The sequence below is a fragment of the Acidobacteriota bacterium genome (genome assembly GCA_028874215.1).
Classification (GTDB): Bacteria; Acidobacteriota; UBA6911; order RPQK01; family JAJDTT01; genus JAJDTT01.
Map to the genome: position 1 here is coordinate 1 of JAPPLF010000050.1, position 21,767 is coordinate 21,767.

Below are 21,767 nucleotides of genomic sequence, written 5' to 3' on the forward strand. Positions count from 1 at the left end.
ACCGGCGCACTCTACACACCGCTCCCAACCCCGTCAAGCATTAGATATAATTCCCCTCTGAAAACAGAACATTCAGCCCGCCCACGTGATAGAGACCGAACACCGTTACCACAATGCCCGCTGTCATCAGCAGTGTGTACTGCAGCACGTCCGCCCACACCGCCGCCAGCAGCCCCCCGTAGACCGTGTATATCCCCGAGACCACCGCCAGCAAAACAATCGCCCAGAGCACGGGCAGCTCCGGGTAGAAGACGCTGACCGCTTTGGCCCCTGCGAAAAGAACCCCACCCAGCATGGCGAACACGAGCCCGACGATCATGACCACGGCATAAATGTAACGGCAAAAGCTGTTGAAACGACGCTCCAGGAACTCGGGCATCGTCGCCACTTTGCCCCGCATATAGAAAGGAAGAAAGACCCAGATCAAAAGCGTAAACGTCGCAACGTTACCCCACTCCCAATTGGCCACAGCCATCCCGTACAGAAACCCCCAGCCCACCATGCCGATGAAGTGTTCAGTGGAGATGTTCGAGGCGATAAAGGAAGCGCCGACGACATACCAGGGCAGCTTTTTCGAGGCCAGAAAGTAGTCGGATGCTGACTTGGTCTTACTGCGGGCGGCAATGGTGGTGGCGAATATCACGACGCCGACGAAATAGGAGAAGAAGATCAGCACGTCAACGGTGCTCATGAGTTACTCCCTTTGATGGAGCGGATGGTCTCCTCGACTCGCCATCGGCTCAGGCGGAAGCTCTCATCAACATGTCCCATGAGCAATCCGGGTGGAATGGTCGGTGATGCTGAAGGTTTGGAGCAGGGGACTCAGACTGTGTATTGGGGGATCTTGAGCAACTCACCATCTTTGAGCGCGGACTGGTGGGAGACCACCCCCGCCACCGACATGTTGAGCGCCCAGGCGACGTTCACCAGCGGGGTGCGGTCCTGGAGGATCGCCGTGACGAACTCGTTCATAAGATAGCCATGGGAACCACCGTGGCCGCCGGGGTCGACGGACGGCGGTAGCGGCGGTTTCGCCAGGTTCAGGCCAGCCACCTTCCGCTCCGGGGAGATGGCTATGCCATCCATCGAACCTTTTTCTCCGCGGACGCGGCCCATTTCGCCCCCGTTGCCGGGGGTGTCCCAACTTACGGCCATACGGGCCATACCTCCTTCGCTGGTGCGCATCAGGGCGATTTCAGTGCCGAAGGGGTTCCCGAATGCATTGTTCTCTTTCTGAAGGTGCGGGATGGCACTGGGAATGCCCATGCACGACACTTCCGTAAAGCTTCCTCCGGTCACGCACGTGTAGTAGGCGTTGGAGTGAGTCGGGTAAAACTGGGGCGGCAGGCCGACACGCCATCCCTTGTAGGAGTCGATGGGCGTGGCCATATAGTGATAGTACTCGCCCTCCGAATAGACCATCTTTCCAAACTCGCCCGCATTATAGAGGGCACGCATGGCATAGCACTCGCCGTGAAAGGCCGACGTCTCAAACATCATGTACTTGAGTCCGGATCTCTTCACCGCCTCGAAGACACGGTCGGCCTCTTCGAGCGACCCGAACACGGCGGGTACCGCGGTACAGACATGCTTCCCGTGCTCAAGAGCATCGATGCAGTGTTGTGCATGGCTGGGCGCGTCGGTGGCGACGAAAATCGCTTCCAGGGAATCGTCTTTCACCATCTCCTCAAGGCTCGGGTAGGTCCTTTCACAGCGGCATGCCTTCGCCAAGCCTTGGCATCGTTCGGGGATCAAGTCGGTGACCGCCGCCACCTCTACGTTGGGATGGTCCTGGAAACCGAAATGCGCCCCGAACTTGCAGACTCCATAGCCGGCGATGCCGACGCGTATCTTTCGTTCGGACACGGGCCGCCACACCGCATCATTCCGGAGCGTGGTATCCGTATCGTCGAACCCTTGAATCGTCTTTTCCTGTGCCGCGTTGGCCTGCAGGCTCAGGCCGCTCACGCCGGCCACGTATGTGGATGCCGCCACGGTTTTGAGAAAAGTTCTTCGAGATTTGTTGGGTATCATTCTTGACTCCTATCGCTTCGAAGAAAAAGGAGGGGCGATTTCCAATCGCCCGGTCTTCGTCGCCAAGTTTGTCACACTGGAGTTCGGCGGTTAGGAAACCGCCGCTCCTTTCCTTTTTTCTGCCGGGCGTCCGCCGGCCCGGGCCGGTGGGGAAGCTTCTGCGATAGTTATCGGATTGCTCTAACCTACGAAAAAAGTCACCAAGTGCGTTCTCTTCACTGCTTCTGTCTTCATAGCAAGCAGCCTGCTATTCTTCAACACCGTCGAATGATCTGGGGTGACGGGCGGCGCGGGGTACGAGGTTAAGGGATGATGAGAGTCGCCTACATGTTGAGGATTCGAGAGGGGATGGAGGAAGAGTACGTGGAGGCCCACCGGAATGTCTGGCCGGACCTGATCCAACACCTGCAGGACGTGGGTTTTCACAACTATTCGATCTTCAAGCGGGGGCTCGACCTCTTTGTCTACGTGGAAGTTGAGGATTTCGAGCGATCGCTGGAAGCCTTGGTCACCCACCCACTTTATGAAAAATGGGCCGAAAAAATGGAGCCCATCATGGAAAGGCATCCGGCCTGCCGCGAAGGCGAGATGTTTCCCATTCTGACCGAGGTGTTTCACGTCGAGTGATGGTCGATTGCATGGGTTCTATAGTGAAAGCGCCGATATGAGAATTGGCGGCTGCACATTTGCTTTTGGTCCCCGCAGTCTGGAAGAGGCCGCTTCCGTACTTGCCGACTTTGGATTCCAGACCATCGATTTGGGCGTCTGCAGCAACGAGAATGCCCAAGTCGATCCCCTCGTGGCTGCCGGCGACCCGGATGGCTCTGCCGATCAGGTATTGCGCGCATTGGAACCGTGGGGATTTGAACTGAACGAATGCTTCGTCCTGGACTTTGGAGATACGGTCAATCATCCCGACCCCGAGATCCGGGCCAGGACACGGCGTCTTTTCCCGGGCCTGGTCCGGTTTGCCAGCAAAGTCGGGTGTAGAAGCATCATGTTGATTCCGGGAGTAGTACACGCTGAACTGGGCCGGCAGCAGTCCTTCCAGTTGTCTGCGAAGGAGTTGAGGGCATTGGTGGGAATCGCCAATGACGCCGGGCTGGATCTCAATATCGAAGCTTGCGAGCCGTCGGTGGTTGAAGATCCTCAGGACGCTCTCCGGATCTGCCGGGAAGTGCCTGGGCTCGGGCTCACTCTGGACTATTCGCACTTTGTCGACCCCGGGCATTCCCAAGCCGAAGTCGAGCCGTTGCATGCCTACGCCAGAAACTTCCACATTCGCCAGGCAGCTCCGGGCAAACGGGTCGAGACGGTCGAAGAGGGGACGATCGACTTCGGGAGGATATTCGAATTGCTGAAGTCTTCCGCCTACAACGGAGTCGTCGCGGTCGAATACGTCGATTGCGATGAAACGACGGCATGCGGCGTAGACGTCATGGCCGAGACCCCCAAGATGAAACGGGAGGTCGAGAGACTTCTTCAAATGTAGGGCGGGGCAATGCCCGGCCCCGAAGCGGGATTAGTCACGCCGCTTGTCGAAGTATGATCAGGGAGCGCGGCGGCAGTACGAACCTCTTCCCGGGCGGCGCCGAATCGTCGGCAACGGAAAAATAGGAATCGGCCGTTTCAACTTGCGCCGATGTTCTCGCGTAGTTCGCCAGCACCAGGTGGGTTTCGAGATTCACGAACACGGACGCCACAAAGTCACCGGCCGGCCGCTTGGCCAGCAATGGGCTGTTTTCGATCTCCAGGTAGGCGTATGTGCCCGGTTCGACCAGAGGGTAATACCACTTGAGCCACTGCGCGTGGGAAGTTCGGATGCTGGGTCTGCCGGGAAAGGCGTCCCAGGGACCGTAACTGTAGGGTCCGTCGGGGTTTGCCTGGTGGAAGCGCCATCTCTCCCGCCAATTGTCAAGCAGGCGGTGCGGCTGGTAGTCAACGCCCGGAATGACGGACCTCTCGCCCGTGAAGGGCCGGCCCGCCAGAAGCCCTGGAAACTGCATAAATGGAACGGTGTGCAGGAACATCTCCTCGTCGCTTTCCAGTTTTCCATCGCGCCAGTCGAAAATAGGGACCAGATATGGATCATGCCTCTTGGTTTCCTCCCGCAGCCGGTCCGCATTCGATAGGCCCTCTCCCACCCACAGATAGTCCCAGAGTTGTTCCGACGTACTCGGGTGCTGGGAATCATGCAGATGAATCTTGTAGATGCCGCCTCGCCGTTTGACCTCGTAGTAGATCAGGGAGAGCATGTCGCCCAAGGCTCCGTCAACTTCCGGGCTTTCCTCGAAGGCCAGCACCTCATCGCTTGTGGCGAGTTCCGGGTCGCGGTGCAAACGCCTGGAACCGGCGTCGTTGTAAAGGCCATCGATCTCATACTCGTCCATGAGCCCCAGAGTCCGCGGGAGAACGTAGGCCCGCCAGCCGGCGCTGGCCGCGGAGCAATGCACCAACTGCCAGTGAGCCGCCTTGGTCGAGAATCCGGGCCGAGCCCACTCAGGATTGTATTCAGGGTCCGTGATCTGGAAGTGGCCCGTCGAAGTGTAGAGGAGGATTTTCATGCCCCTCTGGTGGACCATGTCGATGAATCTCCTGAGGCCGGCCGGATTGACGGACGTATATTTGTCACCGCCGAAAAGCCGGAGCAAATCGTTCCAATCCTCCATGACCTGGACGAGTCGAATGCCGTTGTTCCAAAGCTCGTCCAATTGGCGCTCGTCATACTCGTCCGGATCCCAGGGTTTTCGGCAGGGGTATTCGCCCAGGTTGTAGACTGCCTGACCCGGAATGTAGTCGGTGATGAGGTGCCTTCGAGCGTATTTCGGGATGGCTGCCTCGCAGCGGGCGATGTTTTTCAGTCGCCGCCGATGATCCTCAGCGGTGTAGGAACTCAGAACCGGCGGAGATTCGACTTTCCGGCCTCTCGCGGTTTTGGGACTCCCAAGGGAGATCCGCCCGCTTGTGGCAGCGCCCGCCAGTCCCGACCCGACCCCGAGTTCGATGAATTTACGTCTCAGCATTTTCGTGGCTCCTCATGAATAGAACTCCGTAAGACTGTTTCCAGTCCGGGATGCAGCCTTGTGGATGAAGGGTCTGCGGCCAATTATAGTCCCGGTAGTCCGGTACGATCATGCAGCAGGTAGTCAAGTGAGCGGCCGGGGGGTGGGCCGCAAGTCAGAGCCCACTTCCATGATGCCCGTGCGGCTTGACATAACCTCTGTATCGACTGTACTTTAGGCGAAATCACCGTACCGTGGCAGACAATACTCCAGAGAGTGAATTGAGTTGATCCTTTTCAGGGTGCTCGCAGCAAACCTGGCCTTTCTGATGGGGCTTGGCGTCCTCTTGGGCGCGTCACCTCCCGGTCACGAACCTCCCGCAGCAGTTCGGGAAATCCTGGAGTCCAAGTGTCTTTCCTGCCATGACGAATCGACCAGAATGAGCGGCTTCTCCATCGAGAGCCTGGAGTCGATTCTGCAGGGAGGCGCCCGGCATGGAGCCGCCGTCGAACCGGGCCGGCCCGAGGACAGCCCGCTCGTCCACCTCCTGCGGGGCCGACTGACACCGCGGATGCCCTTCGACTCGTCGGTGTCGCTGCCCGAGAGTGACATTGCGGCGATTGAAGCCTGGATCCGGGAACTGAAGCCGGACAGTGAAGCCGGTCACGGGCGCGACTTCTGGGCCTTCAAGAAGCCCGTCCGACCCACGATCCCGGCCGTCCAGGCGAGAGACTGGGCGAGGAACGAGATCGACCACTTCATTCTCAAGAGGCTCGAGAACAAGGAGTTGTCTCCCTCACCCGAGGCCCAACGCAGTGTTCTCATTCGCCGACTCTATTTCAACCTGATCGGACTGCCGCCTCCGTACGAAGAGGTCGAAAAGTTTGTCGCTGATCCCTCTCCCACCGCCTACGAGGATCTGGTCGACCGTCTGCTGGCCGATCCGCGCTACGGTGAACGCTGGGCCCGTCACTGGCTGGACCTGGCTCGCTATGCGGACACCAACGGCTACGAAGGGGATCGGGATTTTCCGCATGCCTGGCGTTACCGGGACTACGTGATCGACGCTTTCAACCATGACAAACCTTACGACCGGTTCGTCAAGGAACAGATCGCGGGCGACGAGTTCTTCAAAGTCACTTCCGCGGCGGGTTATCCGCCGCCGGCAGAACCGGAGCAGGCGGTCGCACTCACCTTTCTTCGACTGGCCCCTTTTACGGAGCCGCGCGGAGAGGAATCCCGCGACCTGTTGCTGAGCGAAATGGCGACCACCGTCAGCACCGTCTTCCTGGGTCTGACCATGGGTTGCGCCAAATGTCACGACCACAAGTACGACCCGATCCCGGCCCGGGACTTCTACCGGATGAAGGCCTTCTTCGCGGCGGTCAGGATTCCGAGGGCCAAGATCGAGGTCGGCGGACCGCTTCCCGCCGAGTTTTACCGCCCCGGAGACAAGGCGCGATTCGACGCGCGCCGGGCTCAGCACGAAAACCGGCTGAAGGATTTGAAGGCGCAATCGGAAAGCTTCAATCAGCCCCTTTTGGAACGGCTGAAAGCCGTCAAGCTCCGTGAATCTTCGAAACTGGAAGACCAGCCGGGCCGTGAGCCCGTCGTGACGCTCCGCGATCTGAAGAAAGCCATCAACAACGAAGCGGACAATACGGTTGGGTTTGAGAAGCAGGAGGAGTTGTTCTCGCCGGCGGAGAAGGAAAAGTTCAATCGGTACACCTCCGATATCCTGGCTCTCGAAAGGGCTGTCGAGCGGCTTGAGCCGATGGCCATGTCCCTGACCAACTTCGACGGCCCCCCGTACGCACCCAGCGTTCCCACCATCTACGTCCTCAACCGGGGACAGCATGACCAACCGGGAGAACCGGTCGAGCCGGGATTTCCCAGTGCCGTCACGGGTCACTCCGAACCCGCAACCATTGAAATCGATCGTTACAAGAAACATCCGAGCCGGGGCCGCCGCATGGCTCTGGCGAGCTGGATCGCCAGTTCGGAGAATCCGCTGACGGCGCGCGTCATGGTCAACCGTCTCTGGCAGTTCAACTTCGGCCGCGGCATAGTGGAAACGGCAAGCAACTTTGGGATGAACGGCAGGCTTCCGACTCATCCCGAGTTGCTGGATTGGCTGGCCCTTCGTTTCGTCGAGGAAAAATGGAGCATCAAGGCCATCCAAAGGTTGATCCTGACTTCGAGCACCTTCCGTCAGTCATCCTTGCGGGGTAACCTGATGGCTGAAGAAATCGACCCCGAAAACAGGTTGCTATGGCGTTTTGACCGGCGCCGACTGGAAGCCGAAGTCCTTCGAGACACGATATTGGAGGTGAGCGGACACCTGAATGGAGAAAGAGGCGGCCCGCCGGTCTTTCCGCCGCTGCCGGACGGGTTGGCCCAGCAGCTTTCGGCCGAAACCCGCGGGGCGGCCCGCTGGGACACATCCCACGGGGCTGATGCATGGAAACGGAGCGTTTACGTTTACCAGCGACGCTCACAGCCGCTGCCTTTCCTGGAAGTTTTCGACTCGCCTCCCCTGACGCTTCCGTGCGAACGCCGGGAAACGTCGGTCACCCCGTTGCAGGCTCTGACCATGTACGATAGTGGTTTCGTGAATACGGAAGCCGAAGCCATCGCCGAACGAATTGCCAGAGAGAGCAGCGCTGAAAACGGCGGACATGTCCGGAGAGCGTTCCAACTGGCGTTCGGACGCAATCCGGACCCGGATGAACTCAACGAGGCTCAAAGATTCGTCAGCACCCGGGAATCCGGCCGGGAGGCCTTGGTGGCCCTGTGCCGGGTTCTCTTGAACAGTAACGAGTTACTCTATGTCGACTAGGAGTACGTCGTGAAGAAAAGAGCAGAAGTTCCGCAGTTTTCCGCGAATCAATGGAGTGGCCAGTGTTCCGGTTTCGGTCCCAATGCCCACTCTCGCCGGGAATTCCTGTCCCGTTCCTACAACGGGATCGGAGCCCTCGCCCTGGCCGGGATTCTCGCCGAGCGGTTGGGTGCGTCACCGACGCTGCAAAGTCCGCTCGCCGCCCGTGCACCGCACTTTCCCCGCAAGGCAAAGCACTGCATTTTCCTCTTCATGTCCGGAGGCGTGAGCCAGATGGACACCTTCGACTACAAGCCGGCACTGAAGGAATACGCGGGACGGCGGGTTCCCAAAATGACCGGCTTCAGCGGTGAAATCGACGGATTTCTGAATACGCCCCACCAGGTCATTCCCAGCCCCTGGGAATTCAAGAGGGCCGGTAAGTCGGGACACCATATTTCCACCCTGTTTCCGCACCTCAGCGAATGTGTCGACGACCTGGCATTCATTTTCGGCATCGAGGTGGATAACAACAATCACGGACCGGCCACGCTCCATGTGAACACCGGCTCGCAGTTTCCGGGCGACCCTTCAGTCGGCGCCTGGATCACCTACGGGTTGGGGAGCTCCAATCAGAATCTTCCCGGCTACGTCGTCATTCAGGACCCGAGGGGAGCTCCCATCAACGGCGCGGCCGTGCGCGGAAGCGGATACTTGCCCGCTTCATATCAAGGGACCCTCTTTCGCTCCGTCGGCACACCCATTCTCGACCTGAAACCGCCGGTAAGGATCAGTCGAAGACAGCAGCGTGAAGAGTTCGACCTGTTGACGTGGCTCAACCGCCGGCATCAGGCCGGCCGGCCGGCCGCCGCGGAGCTGGAGGCCCGCATCAACGCCTATGAACTGGCTTTCCGCATGCAGGCCGAAGCCCCGGAAGTTGTGGATCTGTCCAAGGAATCGGAAGTAACCAAGAAGATGTACGGCCTTGACAATCCGCTTACGGAGGCATTCGGACGTCAATGCCTGCTGGCCAAGCGCCTGGTGCAAAAGGGAGTCCGCTACAGTCTCGTGGTTCACGGAGTCGAGAACGGCAAGAGCAGTTGGGACGACCACGGCAATATCAAGGGCCGGCTTCCACGGCACTGTATCGAGGTGGATCAACCCGTCGCCGCGCTGCTCAAGGACCTGAAGAGGGAGGGACTGCTGGAAGAGACGCTTGTCGTCTGGGCGTCTGAAATGGGGCGCACCTCTTTCATCAACGATCTGTACGGCGACAAGCCCGGCCGGGACCATAATCAGTATGGACTGTGCATGTGGCTGGCCGGCGGAGACGTCAAGGGCGGTTCACGAGTCGGCGAGACGGATGATTTCGGCATCGGCCAAATCGGCCAACCCATTCACATGCGCGACGTCCACGCGACCATCTTGAATCTCCTCGGTCTTCATGACGAACGGCTGACCTACCTCCATGACGGCCGCTTCAGAAGGCTCACCGATATCGGTGGAAAGGTTCTCGACACAATCATCGCCTAGAAAGCGATTTGCATCTTTCCTTCCCGCGAGTCTGGCGGGCTGACCCGGCGCTCCGTCCGCGTTGACACTCTGCGGGCCCCTGTGCTAGTTATTGCCATCTCCGGCGGTCACCTGAGAAATTCCCAAAACAAAGGACGAGTGCATGGCGCCAAAGAGTCGACACCTGTTTAGCTCGGAATCGGTCACCGAAGGGCATCCGGACAAGATCGCGGACCAGATTTCCGATGGCGTTCTCGACGCGGTCCTGACGGTAGACCCTCAGGGACGCGTGGCCTGCGAGACCCTGGTGACGACCGGCCTGGTGGTCATCGCCGGAGAGATCACGACCACAGGCTCTCTGGACTATCCCAAGATCGCTCGGGAAGTCATCCGGGACGTGGGATATACGCGCGCCAAGTACGGGTTCGACTGCGAGACCTGCGGTGTGATCTGCTCCGTGGACCGGCAGTCGCCCGATATCGCCTTGGGAGTGGACACCGGGGGAGCCGGCGACCAGGGTCTGATGTTTGGCTACGCCTGCACCGAGACCCCTCAGTTGATGCCGCTGCCCATCATGCTGGCCCACGCCCTCACCCGCCGTCTGTCCGAGTCCCGGCGTCAGGGAACGCTGGACTGGCTGCGTCCCGACGGAAAGTCGCAGGTGACGGTGGAATACGACGGGACGGAACCGGTCCGTGTCGACACCGTCGTGGTCTCGACGCAGCACAGCCCCGACGTCTCCTACGGGGATCTGTGCGACGGCATACGGGAACACGTCATCTGCTCAGTTGTCCCTGCCGGACTCATGGACGGCGGAACGACCATCCACATCAATCCGACGGGGCGGTTCGTGACGGGCGGTCCCCAGGGTGACTGCGGCGTGACGGGCCGGAAGATCATCGTCGACACCTACGGTGGCATGGGAGGGCACGGAGGGGGCGCTTTCTCGGGGAAGGACCCGTCCAAGGTCGACCGTTCCGCCTCCTACATGGCCCGTTACATCGCCAAGAATTGTGTCGCCGCGGGACTTGCCCAACGCTTGAAGGTTCAACTGGCCTATGCCATCGGCGTGGCCGAACCGGTTTCCGTCGCCGTGGACGCGGAAGGGACCGAATCCGTGGCCGAGGAGACCATCGGAAACCTGGTTCAGGAGCACTTCCGTCTGACCCCCAGGGACATCATCGAGACCCTGCAGCTCAGGCGTCCCATCTTCCGGCGGACGGCCGCCTTCGGGCACTTCGGCCGGGAGGAGGAGGGCTTCGCCTGGGAACGGACCGACCGGGCCGACGCCCTGCGACAAGCCGCCGGACTCTAAGGAGGGGCGATTTCCAATCGCCCAGTCTTCGTCGCCAAGTTTGTTAGTCAGGGGTTCGGCGATTGGAAATCGCCGCTCCTGCGGGAGGGGAGGCGAGCCGAAGAGGGTACCCGCCAGGGGTGCCCCTACGAACGTCTCTCCGGTAGACTGTGCCCACCGTGAGAGAGTCTGCCGAACTGGCCGGAGCCATCGAGGAAATCCTGGAAAGCGGCCGCGGCGCCGTCCTGGCGACCGTCATCGAGATCACCGGCTCGGCGTACCGCCGGCAGGGGGCCAAGCTCGTCATCGGCTCCGACGGCGACTTCCGGGGCATGATCTCGGGAGGATGCCTCGAACCGGAAGTCGCCCGGGCGGCAAGCCGGGTCTTCAAGACGGGACAAGCCGCGACGGAGGTGTTCGACCTCACCGAGGACGCCATCTGGGGACTGCGTTTAGGTTGCGGAGGAGTGGTTCGGGTCCTGTTGGAGCCCATCGGACGGGATCCGGTCTGGAAACGTTGGCTGAGCGCCCTGAGCAACGGCGAAAGGGCGGTTCGGGCCGTCATCTGCGATCCGGACCCGGAACCCGGGTCCCTGGGGCGTTGGCTTCTTTTGGCTCCCGGAGAGCCGCCGGCGGGTCCCCTGGCCGAGGAAGCGTTGGGCCGGGAAGTGCTCCCGGCAGCCCGCAGGATCCTGGGGCGGCCGCTCCCCCAGTCCCGGGTCTACGCCTCGGGAAATACCCGAGTCTTTCTGGACGTCAATCGCCCCCCCTTGGAGCTGGTCGTCTTCGGGGCCGGCATGGACGCGGTGCCGGTGGTCCGGTTGGCGCTGAGTCTGGGCTTTTCCGTGAACGTCGTCGATCCCCGGCCCTCCTTGAACCGGCCGGAGCGCTTCCCGGGTGCGCGGACCACCATCTCCCATCCCACGGAATTCCCGGAGAAGGTGGCGATGCCCGCCGGCAGCTACGCCCTGATCATGAACCACCAGTTGGACCGGGACGGCGCCGGGATCCGCTACGCCTTGGAGAGCGGGGCTCTCTACGTGGGTGTGTTGGGACCTCGACCGCGGTTCCAGAAGCTCATGGACGAGCTGACCGACGAGGGTTTTCGCCCCCGCAGGGATGCCTTGGATCGGATTCACAACCCGGTGGGGCTGGACATCGGAGCCGAGGGCCCGGACCAGATCGCCGTCAGCATCCTGGCGGAGATCCTGGCCGTCCACAACGGCTTCGGCGGCGGTTTCCTGGCGGCGCGATCCGGGGGGATCCACGAAGTGTCCCCTGCGCCGTAATCCGGCGTGGGAGGGATGAAAACAGGACTCGCGGCGCACTCCGTCACTGGATCCAGTAATCGTCTTTCCGGTTCCGCCTCTCCTCGTCCATCACCCGGAATCGGCTGCGTATGCGTTTCAGCCGCCACCGATGGTATGCCTGGCGTACGGCTCCGAGCGAGAGCCAGCGCTTCAGGTAGAGAAAGGCGAAGATCATGCCGCCCAGGTGGGCGACGTGGGCGATGGTGCTGCCAGGCGAACCGAGGGCCGACAGGAAGGCGATGAGTCCTATGCCGGCCACGAAGTACTTCACCTTGACCGGCAAAAGGAAGTAGAGATAGATCCGGCGATTGGGAAACATCATGCCGTAGGCCATCAGGATCCCGTAGACCGACCCGCTGGCTCCGATGGTGGGGACCGTTCCCCACGGGTCCGCCACGACCGACAGCAGGCCTGCTCCGATTCCGGTGATCAGGAAGAAGCGCAGGAACTGCCGGCTGCCCCAGTACCGTTCCAGCTCGCGCCCGAACATCCAGAGCGTGAACATGTTCCAGAACAGGTGCCAGAAGTCGGCGTGGAGAAAGAGGTACGTTCCCAGTTGCCAGATGTAGAGATTTGCCAGGACCGCTATGGGAATCAGCCCGAAGATGTGCAAGAGGCTCGGACCGGCGGCCCACTGGTAGAGAAAGACGAGTCCGCAGCCGATGACCAGGTACTTGACCATGGGGGTCATGGTGGGACCGATCGTCACATGGTACCCGGGACCAAACCGCACTCATGAATCATAGCATGCCTGCCTCGACGTCCCGGTTTCCTGGATTTGTTTCCCGACTAAGGAAGGGCGATTTCCAATCGCCCGGTTCCCCCTCGTTTGCCGACGTCCAAGAATCGGCGGTTAGGAAACCGCCGCTCCCAAATTTCCCGTGGTTTCCACGAAAAGTGATTGACAGTCTTCGCAGGCGGTTGAAGAATAGGGGGCGCCCTGAGTTGGCGCCTCTGGTCACCGTTGTTCGAGGCCCTTGATGCAGCTATCGGGAACCCACCGACTGGCCTTATCCCGTCTCCGAGTCTGGCAGCTATTGAACGATCCCCAGGTGTTGGCCCGGGCCACTCCCGGCGTCAAGACTCTGGTGCCGGACGGGGAAGACCGTTTCAGAGCGGAGTTGGAGTTGGCCCTGGGTCCGATTCGCGGCGTCTTCGGCGGAAACGTGGAAGTTCGCGACAAGAAGGAGCCTTCGGACCTGACCCTGCGGGTCCAGGGAAACGGCACCGTGGGCGGAATCCGGGCCGAGGGAAAGCTGAGGCTGGAAGAGGACGGCCAGGAGACGGTGGTCCACTACCAGGGGAATGCCCTGGTGGCCGGGACCCTGGCGGCCGTCGGCAGCCGTCTCTTTTCCGGAATGGCCCGGAAGCTGGCGGCGGAATTTTTCGAAAATCTTCAACGGGAGGGGCGCGAGTGAATCGTCGCAAACCATCCCTGGTTTCGAACTACCATCCAAGGAGGTAGAAGATGGCACAAGTGTCCATTGAGGTTCGAGTCAATGGGTCGACCCATCGAAGGGAGGTGGAGCCGCGATTGCTCCTGGTTCACTTCCTTCGGGACGTTTTGGGTCTGACCGGGACTCACGTCGGTTGTGACACCTCCAGTTGCGGAGCGTGTACCGTTCTGCTGGGCGGTCTGGCCGTGAAGTCCTGCACGCTGCTGGCGGTTCAGGCCGACGGCGCCGAGATCACCACGGTCGAAGGGTTGGCTACGAACGGCGACCTGCATGCGGTCCAGGAGGGATTCTGGGAAGAGCACGGACTTCAGTGCGGATTCTGCACCCCCGGCTTCCTGATGGCCACGGTCCAGCTCCTGGAGGAGAATGCGGACCCCGGTGACGCCGAGATCCGGCACGCGCTGGAAGGGAACATCTGCCGTTGCACCGGGTATCAGCACATCGTCAACGCCGTCCAGAATGCGGCCGGCAAATTGCGGGAAGCGGCAAGCTAGGAAGGAGGAAGGATGGCGACCAAATTTTTCGGTACACCAGTCAAGCGCCGCGAGGATCGGCGGTTGCTCACCGGAGGCAGCCAGTACACCGACGACCTCCAGCTTACGGGCCTGGTCCATGCGGCCATCGTCCGCAGTCCCCACGCCCACGCCAACATCAGGTCCGTCGACGTGGAAGCGGCGAGGTCGGCCCCGGGAGTCGTGGCCGTCTTCACCGGAAAGGATTTGGAGGGAGTGGCGGGCATCCCCACGGCCTGGCTCATTCCCGACAGCGATCTGAAGACCGTCGACCATCCCGCGTTGGCGCGGGACAAGGTCCGTTACGTCGGTGACGGCGTGGCCGTCGTTTTGGCCGAGGACCGTTACCAGGCCGAGGACGCCGCCCAGTTGGTCCAGGTCGACTACGAGATCCTGGATGCGGTGGCGGATCAGGTGAAGGCGGTTGAGGAGGGCGCTCCCCAGGTTCACGACGATGCCCCCGGCAACCGGTGTTTCCTCTTCGATACCATCAGCGGCGGCGATCTGGACCAGGCGTTTGCGGACGCCGACGACGTTCTCAAGTTCCGGACCACCAATCACCGCATCATTCCCAGCGCCATTGAGCCACGGGGATGCGTGGCCCAGTACAACGCCGCCTCCGGCGAGCTGACGCTGCGGATGACCAGCCAGAATCCCCATATCCACCGGCTGTTGCTTTCCATCGTGCTGGGGGTTCCCGAGCACAAGGTCAGGATCGTGACTCCCGAGATCGGAGGCGGCTTCGGCAGCAAGATCGCCGTTTACGCCGACGAGGCGGTCATGGCCTTCTGCGCCATGCAGACCGGCCGTCCGGTGAAGTGGGTGGAGACCCGCCGGGAGAACTTCCAGTGCACCACCCACGGACGCGACCACGTGACCGACGTGGAGGCGGCCTACACCAACGACGGGAAGATCACGGGCTTGAGGTTCAAGACCTGGGCCAACATGGGGGCCTACGTCTCCACCGCGGCTCCCGGGGTCCCGACCTGGTTGTATGGCTTGATGCTCTCCGGAGTCTATGACGTTCCGGCCGTGGGGCTGGAAGTGGTGGGAGTCTTCACTCACACCACGCCCGTGGACGCCTGCCGCGGCGCGGGCCGGCCCGAGGCCACCTACCTGCTGGAGCGGATCGTGGATTTGATCGCGCAGCGGTTGGACCTGGATCCGGTGGAAATCCGCCGGCGGAACTTCATCACCAAGGACAAGTTTCCGCATGCGGTGGCGCCCGGGGTCATCTACGACAGCGGGGACTACGACGCGGCCCTGGACCGGCTGCTGGAAATGGTCGACTACGACGCTTTTCGAAGCGAGCAGGCGGCCGCGCGTGAGCAGGGCCGTTACCTCGGGATCGGACTCTCCACCTACGTGGAGATCTGCGGTCTGGGACCCAGCGCCATCGTGGGAAGCACCGGATTTCAGGGGGGCCTCTGGGAGTCCTCGGTGGTTCGCGTGCATCCCACCGGCAAGGTCACCGTCATGACCGGCGCCAACCCGCACGGCCAGGGGGAGGAGACGACCTTCGCCCAGGTGGTGGGAGACGTGCTGGGAGTGGACATCGACGACGTCGAGCTGGTTCACGGTGACACGGACCTGGTTCCCATGGGAATGGGGACCTACGGCAGCCGCGCCACGGCCGTGGGCGGGATCGCCGCCTTCAAGGCCGCCAACAAGGTGGTGGAGAAGGCTCAGAAGATCGCCGCTCATCAGTTGGAAGCCCGGGAGGAAGACCTGGAGTTCGAGGACGGCCGCTTTCAGGTGAAGGGGACCGACCAGGGGATGAGCTTCCAGGACGTGGCTCTGCAGGCCTACCTGGCCTGGAACCTGCCCGAGGGCTTGGAGCCGGGACTGGAGGCGCAGTCCTTCTACGATCCCAGCAATTTCGTGTTTCCCTTCGGAGCGCATGCCTGCATCGTCGAGGTGGACGCCGAGACCGGCCAGACCGACATCGTCCGGTACGTAGCGGTGGACGACTGCGGAGAGGTGATCAATCCCTTGATCGTAGACGGCCAGATCCACGGTGGCATCGCTTTCGGAGTGGCCCAGGCGATGTACGAACACGCCCAGTACGACGATTCGGGCCAGCTCCTGACCGGGACCATGATGGACTACGCGGTGCCCAAGCCGGGCCAGATGCCCAGCTTCGAGCTGGACCGGACGGTCACGCCGTCGCCCGTCAATCCGTTGGGGCTCAAGGGGATCGGAGAAGCCGGCAGCATCGGCAGCACCGCCGCCGTGTGCAACGCGGTCGCCGACGCGCTTGCTCCATTCGGAATCGATCATGTGGAGATGCCTTTCACGCCCCAGCGCGTGTGGCAGGCCATTCAGCAGGCATAGGGAGGTAGAGCATGTTTCCAGGTGAATTCGAGTACCACGCTCCCGATACCATCGAGGAGGCCCTCGACCTTCTGAGCCGGCATGGCTCCGACGCCAAGCTGCTGGCGGGAGGGCACAGCTTGATCCCCATGATGAAGCTGCGCCTGGCCTCGTCCGGGCACCTGGTGGATCTGAGGAAGCTCAAGTCCAGCTTGAGCTACGTCCGGGAGGAGAACGGCGATCTGGCCATCGGAGCTCTCACTACTCATGCGGAGGTGGAGTCCTCCGGCAGCTTGCAGCAGAAGGCGGCTCCCCTGGCGGAGGCCGCGGGACAGATCGGAGACGTCCAGGTCCGGAACATGGGCACCTTGGGCGGCAGCCTGGCCCATGCCGATCCGGCGGCCGATCAGCCGGCTCCGGCTCTGGCGTTGGAGGCGCAGCTCGTGGCCCAGGGTCCGGGAGGGCGGCGGACCATTCCCGCCGACCAGTTCTTCCACGGCTTCTTCGCGACGGCGCTGCAACAGGACGAGTTGCTGGTTGAAGTGCGGGTCGCCGGCCTCGGAGCCAATTCCGGAGGCGCCTATCTGAAGGTTCCGCATCCCGCGTCGGGATACGCCGTCTGCGGCGTCGCGGCGGTGGTCGAGACCGACGGTGCAGGGAACTGCGTCAAGTGCCGCGTCGGGGTGACGGGAATCTCCGACGGCGCCTATCGGGCCACCGGCGTCGAGTCGGCTCTGGAGGGGTCCGCCATCAATGCCGACAGCATCGCGGCGGCCTCGGCGCACGCCACCGATGGAGTGGAGCCTCTGGACGATTACTTTGCCGGGGCGGACTACCGGAGGGCTTTGGCGGCCGCCTACGTGAAGCGCGCCCTCACCACGGCCTCGGAGCGCGCCGGCGGATAGTTCCCGGCGCCTCCCAGCGTCCTTTGTTCCGGGATCGGGCCCGGTCCAAACCGGGCCCGCCGGTCCCGATCTGTCCAATGCATCCAGAAATCGAGCAGCTCCAACGCCGGTTGGAGCGCCAAGGCTACATAGCCGAACGCCCGGTGGCGACGGCCATTCACCTGGCGGCGGTCCTGGGACGCCCGCTCCTGGTGGAGGGGCCCACGGGAGTGGGCAAGACGGCCATCGCCGGCGCCATGTCCGGCGTCCTGGACACCCACCTGATCCGCCTGCAGTGCTACGAAGGCATCGATACCAGCTCGGCCCTGTACGAGTGGAACTACCAGAAGCAGTTGTTGGACATTCGACTGGCCGAGGCCAGCGGCTCCGGGCGGGCCGACATCTTCAGCGTCGACTACCTCTTGAAACGCCCTCTCCTGGAGGCCATCACCGCCTCGGAGGCGCCGGTGCTTCTCATCGACGAGGTGGATCGAAGCGATGAGGAATTCGAGGCCTTCCTGCTGGAGTTGCTCTCGGAGTGGCAGGTCTCGGTTCCGGAATTGGGGACGCTGACGGCCCGGCAGGTTCCCTACACGGTCCTCACCAGCAACCGGACCCGGGATCTGGCCGATGCCCTGAGACGCCGTTGCCTCTATCTCTGGATCGACTATCCATCGTTCGACAAGGAGGTGGCCATCGTTCGAGCCCGGGTTCCCGGCGCCGCGGAGGCCTTGTCCGGGCGGACCGTGGCCTTCGTCCAGATGCTGCGGCGCCTGCCCCTGGAGAAGGCGCCCGGAGTTTCCGAGACCCTGGATTGGGTGGCGGCCCTCCTCTACCTGGACCGGAACCGGCTGGGGCCGGAGGTGATCGAATCGACCCTGGGAGTGCTGCTCAAGCACGTGGAGGATCAACGCCGGGTCCGAAACCGCTTTCTCCAGGCCCTGCTGGCCGGACTCGGAGGCTTCGAGTCGGGAGGAATCACCCGGGCGGTGGAGCAGATGGAAGGCGTCCTGGCGCAGTCTTGAGCTGTTGATGTCCTATCCGGGTTTCCTGGAGGAGAATGTGATGGCCTTTGCCCGCATTCTACGCTCCGAGGGCATGAGGGCCGGCCCCCGCGAGGTCGGAGACGCACTGACCGCGCTGCACCGGTTGGAGATCACCGACCGGGGCGATTTCTTCCACACGCTCCGCACCCTTTTTCCCGGAAGTCCTCGGGAAATCGAGCGTTTCGACCACCTGTTCGAAAAATACTTCGGGGGCGGATTGCTGGATGGGAGCGAACGCCAAGACCCGGGATCCGAAGATGGCGAACGGCTTCGGGCGTCCATACCCCGGTTCGGCCTGAGCCTGGTGGCCTGGTCCCAGGGGTCCGAGACCGAGGGGGAAACCCGCCAGGGCTCCTACAGCCCGCTGGAGGTTCTTACGGGAAGTCCTCCGCCGGGAATCCCCGAGTCCGCCCGGTTGAAGCTCACGGTCCGCCGTCTGGCCAGGAAGCTGTCCCGCCGCAGGTCCCGGCGCCGGCGCGTCAGTTCCCGGGGGCGGGTTCCGGACCTGAGGCGCACGGTTCATCGAAGCACCCAGCGAGGGGGTGAGTTGATGGACCTGGTCTTCCGACGGCGCCGCATGGACCGGGTCCGCCTGGTGGTCCTGATGGACGTGAGCGGCTCCATGGAGCTTCACAGTTCCTTTCTGTTCCAGTTTTCCCATGCCTGCGCTTCCCAGCGGGGATTGGGCCGGGTGGAGGTCTTCGCCTTCAGCACGCGGCTCTACCGTCTGACCCGCGCCCTGCAGGTGAGAGGCGCCCGGGGTGCGCGGCAGGCGCTTATGCGCGTCCTTCCCCGGAAGAGCACCGGCACCCGGATCGGAGCCTGCTTCCAGGATTTCCTGGACCGGTACGCCCACCAACTCGGTTCGCAAACGGCGGTGCTGGTTCTCAGCGACGGATGGGACACGGGAGACCTGGAACTCCTGGAGCGGACCCTGGTCCGGCTGAAGCAGTCCGGGTCCCGTCTCCTTTGGCTGAGCCCGCTGGCGGCCGCTCCCGGCTACCGCCCGACCACTGCGGGCATCAGGGTCATCCTGCCCCACACCGACACCTTCGCTCCCGTCGTGGATCTGGCCAGCCTGCGGCGCTTCACGGAACGGCTGTGAGGGTCGCCGGCGTGGTACTGGCCGCCGGCGAGAGCCGGCGCATGGGATTCGCCAAGCTCCTCCTCCGGCATCGCGGCCAGAGCCTGCTGGCCCGTGCCGTTGCCACCGCGTCCCAGGTCTGCGACGCGGTGTGGGTCGTGGTCGGGGCCTTCGAGAGGCGTTACCGGGATGAGGCCGAGGCGGCCGGAGCCCATGTCGTCGTGAACCCGGATTGGCGGGAGGGACTCGCCTCGTCCCTGCGCCGGGGAGTCGAGGCTCTTCCCGCCGGGTACGACGCGGCCTTCATCCTTCTGGCCGACCAGCCCTTCGTGGGGAAGGGCCACCTGGAAGCCCTGCTGGAACGGCGCCTCACCGACGGTTGCGACCTCGTCCTTTCCCGCTACCAGGGTGTTGCAGGAGCCCCGGCCCTGGTGCATCGAAGCCTTTTCCCCCGGCTCCTGACGCTTCAGGGAGACCGGGGAGCCCGGGCTCTGACCCGAGTCGCATCATCGGTGGGTGAGGTTCCCCTCCAGACCCCTCAGGACGTGGACTCTCCCGAAGACGCAGAAAACTGGCTCGAACCGTAGCGGTTTGCCCGCCGCTGCCGGAGGTCCGGACGAGGCGAATCAGGACGATGGAAAGAACTTCCGGAGGACCGCTTCCCGGGGCGGTTGCGTCAGCAGGGAAACGACGATCATGGACAGGGCTGAGACCCCAAGGATGAACGCCACCGGCATGACACCGGTTCCCCCGAGCGTGTACCCGGGAGATTCCCAGCCCAGCCGGAAAAAGTAGATCCAGAGGACCACCACGCTGAGGATCGAGGCATAGGCCCCGTACCTGGTGCTCCGTTTCCAGAACAGGGCCGCCGCCACGACCGGGAACAGCGAGGCGAATCCGGTGAAGGACCAGACTGCCAGCTTGAAGATACTCCGGTCGGTGACCAGGGAGAGGAGATAGATGACGGCCACCAGGCCCACGACGAACAGCCTTCCGGCCCGCACCTGCGCCCGCTCGCTCATGCGGTCGTGAAACCCGTAGTGGCGAACGATGTCCTCGGTGAACATGCTCCCCAGCGAGAGGAACTGGGAGTCCAGCGAGGACATGACGGCGGCCAGCACCCCGGCCGCCAGGAGCCCGGCCACGACTTCCGGCGAGTGCAGCGCGATCATCTTGACCAGGACGGAGTTGGCCTCTCCGACCGTCAGTTCGGGATAGTCGACCCGGCCCAAGACTCCCAACAGGACGCTGGGCACCCAAACCGCTGCAATGCACAGCGGGTAGACCTTGAGCGGGAAGCGAAAGGCCTCGGCCCGCCGCGCCGACAGCCAGTGCATGAACATGTGCGGGAACATCCCCACCGAGAGGGGGATGCAGGTGTAGGTCAGAAGCTGAAGCGGCTTGATGTTATCGCCTCGAATCAGGAGTTCGGGATGGGTTTCCATGACCCGCTCCAGACCTTGGGACAACCCCCCCAGCTTCCGGGTGATCACCACGAACGCCACCGCGCCCAGGATCATGAACACCAGGGTCTGAAAAGTGTTCACCCAGGCGGTGGCTCTCAAACCGCTGGTGGAGACATAAGTCAGGACCACCAGGCAGATGATGAGGCCGCCCAGCCACTCGGGAATCTGTCCGTCGGTCACCTGGTTCAGGGTGACGCCTCCCGCCATGACGCCGATCAGCAGGTACGGGACGACCAACCCAACAAGCACGACGAACAGGAGAAGACCCAGCCGGTCGGAACCCCAACGCGCCCGGAAATACTGGACCTGGGTGATGTAGCCCTCCCGTTTCCCGATGGCCCAGAGGCGCGTCCCCACGAAGAAGAAGACACTGGGGATGATCAGAGCCGATGAGGACGCCATCAGGGAAAAGACGCCGATCCCCTCGTGATAGGCCTCCCCCGATGCTCCCAGCAGGGCAAAGGCCGTCATGTTGGTCCCGAAGAGGGACATGAGGAGGATGAAGGGGCCGATGCTCCGAGTCGCGACGAAATAGTCCTCGCCCGTGCCCCGGAACAGCCGGTGGCTGAGGCTGCCGACGAGGATCACCAGAGCCAGGTAGACGAAGATGATGGGGATGATCACGGCTGTGCCTCGTCCTTATGCGATGTCCCGGGCACCGTCGCCGAGGACTGGTGCGGAAGGGGCCAACAGAAGCGGATCAGGAGGGTCAGGATCACCGAGGCGGCCACGCAGAAACCGACGTGGTAGAGAAGGCCCACCGGGAGACCCAGCATGATTCTGGAATCGTGCCAGAGCCAGAGATCGTTGTGGAGCAGGTACGCGAGCAGCAGAGCCGCATAGACCAGCCGACGAGTGGACGCATTCCCCATGAAACTCCCCCTGTGAGCGCTTTCGGGCTCGGATTTCACCACACGAGTGGAGGGAAGGCAATGGAGCGGCGACTTTCTTGTCGCCGAAAGGGGGGGTTAGGGGGACGGAGTCCCCCCTTTACACTTCCCACTTGCCAAAATCTCCACCTGCCAAATCGGCTCA

At 62.6% G+C, this 21,767-nt stretch carries 19 protein-coding genes; 13 read left to right on the forward strand and 6 right to left on the reverse strand.

What is annotated here, in order from left to right:
* Nucleotides 1-40: 40 nt before the first annotated feature.
* Together OXT71_09520 and OXT71_09525 are read right to left on the reverse strand one after the other, a co-directional pair.
* A complete protein-coding gene (locus tag OXT71_09520) occupies nucleotides 41-691 on the reverse strand; it encodes a hypothetical protein (GenBank protein MDE2926624.1) in 651 nt (216 codons plus the stop codon).
* Nucleotides 692-822: 131 nt separating this feature from the next.
* Complete coding sequence (locus OXT71_09525; protein MDE2926625.1) at nucleotides 823-2,034, reverse strand: Gfo/Idh/MocA family oxidoreductase; 1,212 nt, start codon at nucleotides 2,032-2,034, stop codon at nucleotides 823-825.
* A 309-nt stretch (nucleotides 2,035-2,343) separates the two neighbouring features.
* Here OXT71_09525 and OXT71_09530 point away from each other — a divergent pair, with 309 nt between their 5' ends.
* On the forward strand, nucleotides 2,344-2,661 hold the full coding sequence (locus OXT71_09530; protein MDE2926626.1) for an L-rhamnose mutarotase: 318 nt from the start codon (nucleotides 2,344-2,346) through the stop codon (nucleotides 2,659-2,661).
* A 37-nt stretch (nucleotides 2,662-2,698) separates the two neighbouring features.
* On the forward strand, nucleotides 2,699-3,526 hold the full coding sequence (locus OXT71_09535) for a sugar phosphate isomerase/epimerase (protein ID MDE2926627.1): 828 nt from the start codon (nucleotides 2,699-2,701) through the stop codon (nucleotides 3,524-3,526).
* 34 nt (nucleotides 3,527-3,560) lie between these two features.
* Here the strand turns inward: OXT71_09535 and OXT71_09540 are convergent, their stop codons facing one another.
* Complete coding sequence (locus tag OXT71_09540; GenBank protein ID MDE2926628.1) at nucleotides 3,561-5,057, reverse strand: hypothetical protein; 1,497 nt, start codon at nucleotides 5,055-5,057, stop codon at nucleotides 3,561-3,563.
* 280 nt (nucleotides 5,058-5,337) lie between these two features.
* Between OXT71_09540 and OXT71_09545 the strand changes: the two genes are divergently transcribed.
* The 4 genes from OXT71_09545 (at nucleotide 5,338) to OXT71_09560 (ending at nucleotide 11,949) form a co-directional block, all read left to right on the forward strand.
* Nucleotides 5,338-7,875 (forward strand): PSD1 and planctomycete cytochrome C domain-containing protein, encoded by a 2,538-nt coding sequence (locus tag OXT71_09545; GenBank protein MDE2926629.1) that lies wholly within the window; start codon nucleotides 5,338-5,340, stop codon nucleotides 7,873-7,875.
* A gap of 9 nt (nucleotides 7,876-7,884) precedes the next feature.
* Nucleotides 7,885-9,387, forward strand: a complete 1,503-nt coding sequence (locus tag OXT71_09550) for a DUF1501 domain-containing protein (protein ID MDE2926630.1) — start codon at nucleotides 7,885-7,887, stop codon at nucleotides 9,385-9,387.
* A 142-nt stretch (nucleotides 9,388-9,529) separates the two neighbouring features.
* Complete coding sequence (metK, locus tag OXT71_09555; GenBank protein ID MDE2926631.1) at nucleotides 9,530-10,681, forward strand: methionine adenosyltransferase; 1,152 nt, start codon at nucleotides 9,530-9,532, stop codon at nucleotides 10,679-10,681.
* A 158-nt stretch (nucleotides 10,682-10,839) separates the two neighbouring features.
* The gene (locus OXT71_09560) at nucleotides 10,840-11,949 is read left to right on the forward strand and encodes an XdhC family protein (GenBank protein MDE2926632.1); all 1,110 of its coding nucleotides are present in this window, start codon (nucleotides 10,840-10,842) and stop codon (nucleotides 11,947-11,949) included.
* Between the two features lie 43 nt (nucleotides 11,950-11,992).
* Here the strand turns inward: OXT71_09560 and OXT71_09565 are convergent, their stop codons facing one another.
* Nucleotides 11,993-12,703 (reverse strand): rhomboid family intramembrane serine protease, encoded by a 711-nt coding sequence (locus tag OXT71_09565; GenBank protein ID MDE2926633.1) that lies wholly within the window; start codon nucleotides 12,701-12,703, stop codon nucleotides 11,993-11,995.
* A 247-nt stretch (nucleotides 12,704-12,950) separates the two neighbouring features.
* Here OXT71_09565 and OXT71_09570 point away from each other — a divergent pair, with 247 nt between their 5' ends.
* The 7 genes from OXT71_09570 (at nucleotide 12,951) to OXT71_09600 (ending at nucleotide 19,853) form a co-directional block, all read left to right on the forward strand.
* Nucleotides 12,951-13,388 carry a carbon monoxide dehydrogenase subunit G gene (locus OXT71_09570; protein MDE2926634.1) on the forward strand — a complete coding sequence of 146 codons (438 nt, stop codon included), beginning with the start codon at nucleotides 12,951-12,953 and terminating at the stop codon, nucleotides 13,386-13,388.
* A 50-nt stretch (nucleotides 13,389-13,438) separates the two neighbouring features.
* Complete coding sequence (locus OXT71_09575; GenBank protein MDE2926635.1) at nucleotides 13,439-13,921, forward strand: (2Fe-2S)-binding protein; 483 nt, start codon at nucleotides 13,439-13,441, stop codon at nucleotides 13,919-13,921.
* Between the two features lie 12 nt (nucleotides 13,922-13,933).
* Nucleotides 13,934-16,273, forward strand: coding sequence for a molybdopterin-dependent oxidoreductase (locus OXT71_09580; protein MDE2926636.1), 2,340 nt, complete (start codon nucleotides 13,934-13,936; stop codon nucleotides 16,271-16,273).
* Nucleotides 16,274-16,284: 11 nt separating this feature from the next.
* Nucleotides 16,285-17,157 (forward strand): xanthine dehydrogenase family protein subunit M, encoded by an 873-nt coding sequence (locus OXT71_09585; protein MDE2926637.1) that lies wholly within the window; start codon nucleotides 16,285-16,287, stop codon nucleotides 17,155-17,157.
* A gap of 77 nt (nucleotides 17,158-17,234) precedes the next feature.
* Nucleotides 17,235-18,161, forward strand: coding sequence for a MoxR family ATPase (locus OXT71_09590; GenBank protein ID MDE2926638.1), 927 nt, complete (start codon nucleotides 17,235-17,237; stop codon nucleotides 18,159-18,161).
* Between the two features lie 7 nt (nucleotides 18,162-18,168).
* Nucleotides 18,169-19,287, forward strand: coding sequence for a VWA domain-containing protein (locus OXT71_09595; GenBank protein MDE2926639.1), 1,119 nt, complete (start codon nucleotides 18,169-18,171; stop codon nucleotides 19,285-19,287).
* A complete protein-coding gene (locus tag OXT71_09600; protein MDE2926640.1) occupies nucleotides 19,284-19,853 on the forward strand; it encodes a nucleotidyltransferase family protein in 570 nt (189 codons plus the stop codon). Before OXT71_09595 ends, OXT71_09600 begins: the two co-directional genes overlap by 4 nt.
* Before the next feature lie 39 nt (nucleotides 19,854-19,892).
* Here the strand turns inward: OXT71_09600 and OXT71_09605 are convergent, their stop codons facing one another.
* Both OXT71_09605 and OXT71_09610 read right to left on the reverse strand, forming a co-directional pair.
* The gene (locus tag OXT71_09605) at nucleotides 19,893-21,356 is read right to left on the reverse strand and encodes a sodium:solute symporter family protein (protein ID MDE2926641.1); all 1,464 of its coding nucleotides are present in this window, start codon (nucleotides 21,354-21,356) and stop codon (nucleotides 19,893-19,895) included.
* Nucleotides 21,353-21,604 carry a DUF3311 domain-containing protein gene (locus OXT71_09610; protein ID MDE2926642.1) on the reverse strand — a complete coding sequence of 84 codons (252 nt, stop codon included), beginning with the start codon at nucleotides 21,602-21,604 and terminating at the stop codon, nucleotides 21,353-21,355. The genes OXT71_09605 and OXT71_09610 overlap by 4 nt, the downstream gene beginning before the upstream one ends.
* Nucleotides 21,605-21,767 lie beyond the last annotated feature (163 nt).

Coding starts and splice junctions, on each gene's coding strand:
- OXT71_09530 (MDE2926626.1), top strand. CDS start 2,344: ATGATGAGAGTCGCCTACATGTTGAGGATTCGAGAGGGGATGGAGGAA.
- OXT71_09575 (MDE2926635.1), top strand. CDS start 13,439: ATGGCACAAGTGTCCATTGAGGTTCGAGTCAATGGGTCGACCCATCGA.
- OXT71_09525 (MDE2926625.1), bottom strand. CDS start 2,034: ATGATACCCAACAAATCTCGAAGAACTTTTCTCAAAACCGTGGCGGCA.
- OXT71_09520 (MDE2926624.1), bottom strand. CDS start 691: ATGAGCACCGTTGACGTGCTGATCTTCTTCTCCTATTTCGTCGGCGTC.
- OXT71_09595 (MDE2926639.1), top strand. CDS start 18,169: ATGTCCTATCCGGGTTTCCTGGAGGAGAATGTGATGGCCTTTGCCCGC.
- OXT71_09540 (MDE2926628.1), bottom strand. CDS start 5,057: ATGCTGAGACGTAAATTCATCGAACTCGGGGTCGGGTCGGGACTGGCG.
- metK (MDE2926631.1), top strand. CDS start 9,530: ATGGCGCCAAAGAGTCGACACCTGTTTAGCTCGGAATCGGTCACCGAA.
- OXT71_09610 (MDE2926642.1), bottom strand. CDS start 21,604: ATGGGGAATGCGTCCACTCGTCGGCTGGTCTATGCGGCTCTGCTGCTC.
- OXT71_09590 (MDE2926638.1), top strand. CDS start 17,235: ATGCATCCAGAAATCGAGCAGCTCCAACGCCGGTTGGAGCGCCAAGGC.
- OXT71_09535 (MDE2926627.1), top strand. CDS start 2,699: ATGAGAATTGGCGGCTGCACATTTGCTTTTGGTCCCCGCAGTCTGGAA.
- OXT71_09570 (MDE2926634.1), top strand. CDS start 12,951: ATGCAGCTATCGGGAACCCACCGACTGGCCTTATCCCGTCTCCGAGTC.
- OXT71_09585 (MDE2926637.1), top strand. CDS start 16,285: ATGTTTCCAGGTGAATTCGAGTACCACGCTCCCGATACCATCGAGGAG.
- OXT71_09580 (MDE2926636.1), top strand. CDS start 13,934: ATGGCGACCAAATTTTTCGGTACACCAGTCAAGCGCCGCGAGGATCGG.